The following is a 7657-nucleotide window of genomic DNA, read 5'->3' on the forward strand; positions in this document are numbered from 1 at the left end:
GACTTCCATGCGTATCCTGATTATTGAAGACAATCCCGACATCCTGGCCAATCTGTATGCCTTCCTGGAGGCGAAAGGGCATGTGCTCGATTCGGCGGCGAACGGCTATGCCGGGCTGGCGCTGGCGGCGCAGCACGAATACGACGTCATCGTGCTGGACGTCATGTTGCCCGGCATGACGGGATTGGAATTGTGCCAGAAGCTGCGCAGCGAACTGCGCGACGCCACGCCGGTGCTGATGCTGACGGCGCGCGATACGCTGGAGGACAAGGTCGCCGGCTTCGACAGCGGCGCCGACGATTACCTGGTCAAGCCGTTCTCGCTGGTCGAGCTGGAAGTGCGGCTGAACGCCTTGCTGCGGCGCGCGCGCGGCCAGACCACCGGCGCCGCCGTGCTCAGCGTTGGCGACTTGCGCTTCGATACCGAGAATTTTGAGGTCAGGCGCGCCGGCACCCCGCTGGCGCTGACCAAGACCGGCTACACCATTTTGAAATGCCTGATGACGCAAGCGCCCAAGCTGGTGCCGCGCGAGTTGCTGGAGCAGGAAGTGTGGGGCGAGGACCGTCCGGACAGCGACGCGCTGCGCACCCACATCCATGCGCTGCGCCAGGCGCTCGACAAACCTTTTGAATTCGCCATGCTGCGCACCGTCCCGGGCATCGGCTATAAACTGCTAGCCTCCGATGCCACCGTTTAAATCCTTGCGCCGGCGTATCGTTGTCGCCTATCTGACGTTCGCCGCCGCCGGCATCCTGTTCTTTGCCGTCATCGCCGCCGTCGCCGTCGAAGGCATCGAGGTGAAACTGGTCGACGAGCGCCTGCAGGAAGTGGCCGCCTGGGCGTCGCCGCGTCATGCCGGCGGCCTGCCGGTGGAAATGCCCGCCGGCCTGAGCTTCCATCACGACGCCGAGATTCCGCTCTCTTTGCGGGACTTGCCCGAAGGTGCGACCGAGATCACCGTCGATGGCGTCGATTTGCATGTCTGGTCCGGTCGGGACGAGAACGGACGGTACGCGGTGGTCGATCACGCCAGCGCGTATGAAAAGATCGAAGTGGTGGTGTACGGCATGTTCGCCATCGGCTTTATCGGTTTTTTGATTTGTTCGATGATGTTCGGCGCGTATATCGGCAACAGCATGGTCGCGCCCATCATGGGGCTGGCCTCGGCGGTGCAGGCGCGCCGCCCGGACCTGCCGTTGCAGGACAGCCCGGACGAACTGGGCATCCTGGCGCGGGCCTTTTCGGCCCGTACCAAGGAGTTGACCGAAGTTCTGGACCGCGAGCGCTTCTTCACGGGCGACGTCAGTCATGAACTGCGCACCCCGCTGACCGTCATCACCGGCGCGGCGGAAATCCTGATGACGCAGGCGCACGCCAACCCCGCCATCCACGCCGCCTCCGAGCGCATCTACCGCGCCGCGCGCGATGCGTCCGACTCGGTCACGGTGCTGCTGCGGCTGGCGCGTTCGCCGGACATGCTGGAGATGACCTCGGTCTCGGCTGCCGGACTGGCCAGCGAGGAGGCGGCGCGTTGCCAGACCTTGACGGTGGCCAAACCGTTGGAGGTGAAGTATGCCGGCGGCGAGGATTTCATGATCTACGCGCCGCGCGAACTGTTGATCGCCGCCATCGGCAACCTGGTGCGGAATGCTTGTCTTTATACCATGCAGGGCGAGGTGGTTGTGCGCCTGGCCGGCCGGTCGCTGATCGTCGAGGATACCGGCCCCGGCTTGCCGGCGGCGGCCCGCGCACGTCTGCTGAACGAGGCCATTCCGGCCGGCGCCAGTGGCTCGTCGGGCACCGGCCTGGGTTTGGGGCTGGTGCAGCGCATCTGCACCTATCTGGGCGCGGATCTGGCCTACAGCGAGCGCGTCGGCGGTGGCAGCATGTTTGAAGTTCGCTTTCCTTGAGGAATTTAACGTAAACTTAACGCATCTTTGACGCGGAGTTGACTGGCGGGTTAGTAAGGTGGAGGCTGAAATTCAGGAGCCTCCGTTGAACACACATCTGAACTTAACACTTCGTCATCACCGCGCGCGCTTGCTGCCACTCTTGCGCGTCAAGCCGTTTTTGCGCGTGCCCCGCGTTCATGTCCAGTACCTCACTCTGGCGACGGCCGCTTTCTTCGTACTTGTGTACAACTTCAGCTTCTGGCAAACGTTCTTTGTCGCCACCGGCGGCTTCCAGTTGGCCAACGTGCCGCTGTATCTCGCGTCGTTCACGCTGCTGGCGCTGGCGTTCAACGCCTTCCTGACCTTTTTCAGCTTTCGCTATGTGATCAAGCCGGTGTTGATCCTGCTGTTTTTTGTCACGGCCTTCAGCAGTTATTTCATGAACCGCTACGGCATCGCCATCGACGCTTCGATGCTGCAGAACGTGATGGAAACCGATGTGCACGAGGCAACCGAGTTGTTCAGCTGGAGTCTGGTGCTGACGATCTCGCTGCTGGGGGTATTGCCGTCGGTGCTGGTGTACCGCCTCAAGCTGGCGTTTCCGCCGTTGCGCCGCGCGCTGCTGATCAATCCCGCCGTGATCGCCGTGTCGCTGCTGGTCGCCGGCGTCCTGATGATGGGTTTTTTCAAGACCTTGGCGCCGGCCGTGCGCGAATACCGCCAGATGCGCTTCCTGCTGACGCCGACCAATGTCATTCAGGCCGGCAACTCCTTCTTCAAGCATAAAATGGCGCGTGCGACGGTGATCGCGCCCTTGGGCAGCGATGCCATGAAAGGTACCCTGTGGGCCCAGCAAAAGCGCCGCACGGTGACCATCATGGTGGTCGGCGAAACCGCGCGCGCGATGAATTTCTCGCTCAATGGCTACAAGCGCGACACCAATCCGCTGCTGTCGCGCCAGGCCGGCCTGCTCAACTTTAGCAATGTGCAATCGTGCGGCACGGCCACGGCGATTTCCGTCCCCTGCCTGTTTTCCGGCTTCGCCCGCGTCGATTATTCGGAGGACAAGGCGAAGGCGCAGGAGGGCTTGCTTGACGTGCTCAGTCACGCAGGCTTGCAGGTGCTGTGGCGCGACAATAATTCGGGGTGTAAAGGCGTGTGCGACCGCGTGACGTATGAGGATATGTCGAAGCCGAAGGACGGAGATCCGTTCTGTAACAAGGAGGAGTGCTTCGACGAGCGCATGCTGCAGGGCTTGCCGGAAATCATTCGCGACGCCAGGCAGGATCTGGTCATCGTGCTGCACCAGAAGGGCAGCCACGGGCCGGCGTACTGGAAGCGCTACCCGCCGGCGTTCCAGCGTTTCGGCCCGGTGTGCACCAGCAACGAGCTGGAGAAGTGCTCGCGCGAATCCATCGTGGCCGCGTATGACAACACGATCGCCTACACGGACTATTTCCTGAGCAAGACCATCGACCTGTTGCGCGCGGCCGGGGCCGCCGACAACGTCGATACCGCCTTCATGTACTTCTCCGACCACGGCGAATCGCTGGGCGAAAAGAATATGTATCTGCATGGTGCGCCGTATTTCATCTCGCCCGACGAGCAGCGCCACGTGCCCTTCATGCTGTGGCTGGACCAAGGCTACCGTGACCGTTTCAGCCTGGACCAGCGCTGCCTGGAGGCGCGGCGTGGACAGGAATTTTCGCACGACAACGTGTTCCATTCCTTCCTGGGCATGCTGAATATCAGCACGGCCGTTTACAACCCTCGACTTGATATTTTCCATGCTTGCACGCTCGCTAACCAGTCTTAAACAGGGAGGCGTGCTGCGCACCTTCGACACAGCCTTGATACTGGCGGGCTTCCTGATCCTCTGGATCGGCAACTACACCAATATCGATCTGACGCTGGCCGACGCCATGTTCGACCGCGCCAGCGGGACGTTCCCCTGGCGCCATGCATGGCTGGCCGAACGGTTCAATCACGACATATTGAAGACCATTTTGCAGGTGTCGGGCGTCATGGTCGTCGCGCTGGCCGCGTGGGATTGGGCGCGGCCGCAGCCGTACTGGGACGCGCCGCGCCGCACCGGCCTGCGCGTGCTGGCGCTGTCGGCCATCCTGGTGCCGACCTGCATCAGCGTGCTGAAGCATTTCAGCGATTCGCATTGCCCTTGGGATTTGCAGCGCTACGGCGGCCGCGAACCGTATGTGCGGCTGCTGGAGATGTTGCCGGCGGGCGTGTCGCCCGGGCAGTGCCTGCCCGGCGGCCATGCGTCGAGCGCGCTGTGGCTGGTGGCTTTGGCGGTGTTCTGGTTGCCGCATCGTCCCCGGATGGCCGCCGCCGTGGGTGGCTTGATGCTGGCCTTCGGCCTGGCCGTCGGCTGGATGCAGCAATTGCGTGGTGCGCATTTCCTCACGCATACGCTTTGGTCGATGTGGATCGCCGTATTCGTCGTAGACGTTCTCTACCGCACGCTCAAACCGGCCCCGCGCCCTGCGGAATTGGCCTGATTCGGCAAATTGGGTCACAATCCTGTTGAGTTGTCGCTTTGACCAAACACAGGAGCTGTATGAACGAGCAGATTGCCAGGGACGTCGTCCTGGTGCGGGCCATCGAATTGGCCGACCAGAAGAAAGAAGTGCTGAGCGAAGACGACCGCATGTACGCCAGCCGCAGCGCGCGCGAACTGGCGCAATGGCAGGCCTCGGACAAGCATGCGGACGTCACGCCCGACGATTTCCTGCAGCAGCGCTCGGAACAGATACTGAAACGCCTCGCCGAGCGTACGCCGGCGTTCGCCGGCTTCGCCAAGCGCTCGACCGGGTTGCGGGCGCTGGCCTGGCTGTTGCCGGTGCTGGCGCTGGCGCTGGGCGCCGCGCTGGACCGCATCACCGATCCGCACCGCGTCGATCTGCTGTCGGCGCCGTTGCTGCTGATCATCGCCTGGAACCTGCTGGTCTATCTGGGCTTGTTTATCAGCCTGTTCATTCCCGCGCGCGCCACGGGCGGGCCGAAGTCTGGCCTGATCCGCCGCCTGAGCGTCGGCAAATTGGCGGTGCCGCGCAAGGTGCCGCCGGTGCTGGCCACCGGATTGCTGGGCTTTATGGGCGAATGGTCGCAACTAAGCGCCAAGCTGACGGCGGCCCGGCTCAGCCGCACCATCCACCTGAGCGCGGCCATGTTCGCGCTCGGCGCGGTGCTCTCTTTATACGGCCGGGGTCTGCTGTCCCAATATGGGGCCGGCTGGGAGAGCACCTTCCTCGACGCCACGCAGGTGCACAGCCTGCTGTCCGTTTTGTTCGCGCCGGCCATCGCCGTGTTCCAGTTGCAGGGATTCACGCTGGCCGAGATCGAGGCGCTGCGCTTCCCGCAGACCACGGCGCCCGAGGGCGGCGCCCGCTGGGTCCACCTGTACGCGGCGACGATCTTCCTGCTGGTCGTGCTGCCGCGCCTGGTGCTGGCGCTGGTGGCCAACTGGCGCGCGGCGCGGCTGGGCCGGCGTTTCCCGCTGGACCTCGATCAGCCATATTTCCGCAAACTCAACGAGACCATCGGCGCAGGCACGGGCGGCATGCTGCGCGTGCTGCCGTTCAGCTTTACCGTCGATGAGGCGCGGCATCGCGGCCTGGGGCAGATCGCCGTCATGCTGTTCGGCGAGCAGGGCCGCATGATGCTGCGGCCGTCGACCTCGTACGGCGAGGAGCCGAGGGAGGTGCTGCGCGACGTCGACCTCAACGATCCGAACGTGACCATGACGGCGGTGCTGTTCAACTTGACGGCGACGCCTGAAAAGGAAAACCATGGCGCCTTCCTCGATTATTTGGTGAAAGCGTCGCCGCGCGGCATCGCCGTTCTGCTCGACGAGTCCTCCTTCGTGGAGCGCATGGGCCAGGCCGACCAGCGCGGTCTTGCCGAAAGAACCGCCCTATGGCAGGAGTTCTGCCACTTCCACCAGACCACGGCAACCGTCGTCAATCTGCTTGATCCTTCCATCCACCCGCTCGACGCCGGCGTCGGGCTGAAAATGTCGGCTGCCGCATGAGTGTTTCGATTGAAAAAGCCGCCGCGGACGCGGTGCAAATCCAGTTCGCACTGATTTCGCATACCAATAATGGCAAAACCACCCTGGCGCGCACCTTGGTCGGCATGGACATCGGCGAGGTGCGCGACGCCGCCCACGTCACCATCTTTGCGGAGTCGCATACCTTGCTGACGACGCCGCAGGGCGACAGCCTGCAATTGTGGGATACGCCGGGCTTCGGCGACTCTGTGCGCCTGCTCAAGCGGCTGGGGCAGTCGGGCAACCCGATCGGCTGGTTCTTGCGGGAAGTGCTGGACCGCTACCGCGACCGGCCGTTCTGGCTCAGCCAGAACGCCTTGCGCACCGCCAAGGAATCGGCGGACGTCGTCCTTTATCTGGTCAACTCCTCGGAAAATCCGAAAGATGCCGGCTATGTGCCGGCGGAAATGAAGATCCTGGAGTGGATCGGCAAGCCCGTGGTGGTGTTGCTGAACCAGACCGGACGGCCGCGTCCCGCTGCGGAAGAGCAAGCGGAGCAGGGGCGTTGGCGCGAGCATCTGGCGCAGTATCCAGCGGTGCGAGAGGTGCTGGCGCTGGATGCCTTCGCCCGTTGCTGGGTGCATGAGCGCGTCTTTTATGATGTGGTCGGCAAATTGCTCGAGCCGTCCCAGCAGGCCGGCTATGCGCGTTTGTTCGCGACGTGGGAGGCGGCTAACGTGCGCCGCTACGACCACGCGATACGATTGCTGGCAAAACAGTTGGCCGCCGCCGCGCGCGATAGCGAGGCAGTTGACGCCGAGCCTTCGAGCATGCTCAAGTCGGCGCTGAAGGTGGTGGGTATCGGCAAGAACGATGAGCAGCAGCGCCAGGACCGCGCCATGGGCAATCTGATCGCGCGGCTGAACCAGGCGACGGTCGAATCGACCCGCGAATTGCTGATCCTGCACCAGCTCGATCCAACCGACGCCGGGAAGATCAACGAGCGGGTGCGCGAAAACTTCGCCGTGCGCGCTCCTATAGATAAGGCGCAGGCGGGATTGCTGGGCGCGGTGATTTCCGGTGCCGCGACGGGCTTGTCCGCCGACGTGATGGCTGGTGGGCTGACCTTGGGTGGTGGCGCCTTGCTTGGCGGCGTGGTCGGGGCGCTGACGTTCGCCGGTGCGGCCTGGGGTTTCAATTCCAGTACCGACCGTAATCAGGCCGCCGTGCTATTTACCGACGCCTTCATGCGTAATCTGGTGGTGGTCGGCATTTTGCGCTACTTGGCCGTGGCGCACTTCGGGCGGGGACGCGGCAATTTCGTCGAGAACGAGGCGCCTGCCTTCTGGCAGGAGGAGGTCGAGCAGGCGGTAGCGCAGCACGACGCCGCCTTGGTGACATTATGGAGCGACCTGCGTCGGGATAAGGCGGACAACGAGGCCGCTACAGCGCGGATCAGGCAGATAGCGACCGCCACCCTGGTAAAACTTTACCCAGATGTTGCAAATAGGCTTTAAAAGTCCTTGCGGTAACTGTTGCTCCTTGCTATAGTTCGCCCCCTCGCAGAACGACGTACGCAAATACGGAGTTAAGCGAAGAAGAGAAGAAAAAGTAGTGCTTGACGAAATATTCGAAACGCCTCATAATCTTGCCTCTTCGCTGATGAACACAACGCTTCTTCAGCAAGCAGTACCGAACAAAGTTCTTTAAAAATTAACAGTCGATAAGTGTGGACGTTTGATGAAAGTGCACGCGGAGC

The 7657-nt window shown here is 62.9% G+C and carries 6 protein-coding genes; all 6 read left to right on the plus strand.

The annotated features are described in order from the left end of the window. Nucleotides 1-7: 7 nt before the first annotated feature. The 6 genes from AC07P1_RS26880 (at nucleotide 8) to AC07P1_RS26905 (ending at nucleotide 7415) form a co-directional block, all read left to right on the plus strand. Entirely contained in the window at nucleotides 8-697 is a 690-nt protein-coding gene (locus tag AC07P1_RS26880) for a response regulator transcription factor (RefSeq protein ID WP_494698715.1), read from the plus strand. Next, complete coding sequence (locus AC07P1_RS26885; RefSeq protein WP_494698716.1) at nucleotides 684-1910, plus strand: sensor histidine kinase; 1227 nt, start codon at nucleotides 684-686, stop codon at nucleotides 1908-1910. Before AC07P1_RS26880 ends, AC07P1_RS26885 begins: the two co-directional genes overlap by 14 nt. A gap of 85 nt (nucleotides 1911-1995) precedes the next feature. After that, a complete protein-coding gene (locus AC07P1_RS26890; protein WP_494698717.1) occupies nucleotides 1996-3708 on the plus strand; it encodes a phosphoethanolamine transferase in 1713 nt (570 codons plus the stop codon). Continuing rightward, nucleotides 3680-4408: a phosphatase PAP2 family protein gene (locus tag AC07P1_RS26895; protein ID WP_494698718.1), complete on the plus strand. Its 729-nt coding sequence runs from the start codon at nucleotides 3680-3682 to the stop codon at nucleotides 4406-4408. The genes AC07P1_RS26890 and AC07P1_RS26895 overlap by 29 nt, the downstream gene beginning before the upstream one ends. Nucleotides 4409-4467: 59 nt before the next feature. Next, complete coding sequence (locus AC07P1_RS26900) at nucleotides 4468-5940, plus strand: DUF2868 domain-containing protein (RefSeq protein WP_494698719.1); 1473 nt, start codon at nucleotides 4468-4470, stop codon at nucleotides 5938-5940. After that, a complete protein-coding gene (locus AC07P1_RS26905; protein WP_494698720.1) occupies nucleotides 5937-7415 on the plus strand; it encodes a GTPase domain-containing protein in 1479 nt (492 codons plus the stop codon). Before AC07P1_RS26900 ends, AC07P1_RS26905 begins: the two co-directional genes overlap by 4 nt. The last annotated feature ends 242 nt before the right edge of the window (nucleotides 7416-7657 follow it).

The organism is Duganella sp. GW821-FHT07F09, assembly GCF_059418705.1.

What these genes read in the sequence shown, in the direction of transcription:
- AC07P1_RS26880 (WP_494698715.1), top strand. Translation starts at nt 8, where the DNA reads ATGCGTATCCTGATTATTGAAGACAATCCCGACATCCTGGCCAATCTG.
- AC07P1_RS26885 (WP_494698716.1), top strand. Translation starts at nt 684, where the DNA reads ATGCCACCGTTTAAATCCTTGCGCCGGCGTATCGTTGTCGCCTATCTG.
- AC07P1_RS26895 (WP_494698718.1), top strand. Translation starts at nt 3,680, where the DNA reads ATGCTTGCACGCTCGCTAACCAGTCTTAAACAGGGAGGCGTGCTGCGC.
- AC07P1_RS26900 (WP_494698719.1), top strand. Translation starts at nt 4,468, where the DNA reads ATGAACGAGCAGATTGCCAGGGACGTCGTCCTGGTGCGGGCCATCGAA.
- AC07P1_RS26905 (WP_494698720.1), top strand. Translation starts at nt 5,937, where the DNA reads ATGAGTGTTTCGATTGAAAAAGCCGCCGCGGACGCGGTGCAAATCCAG.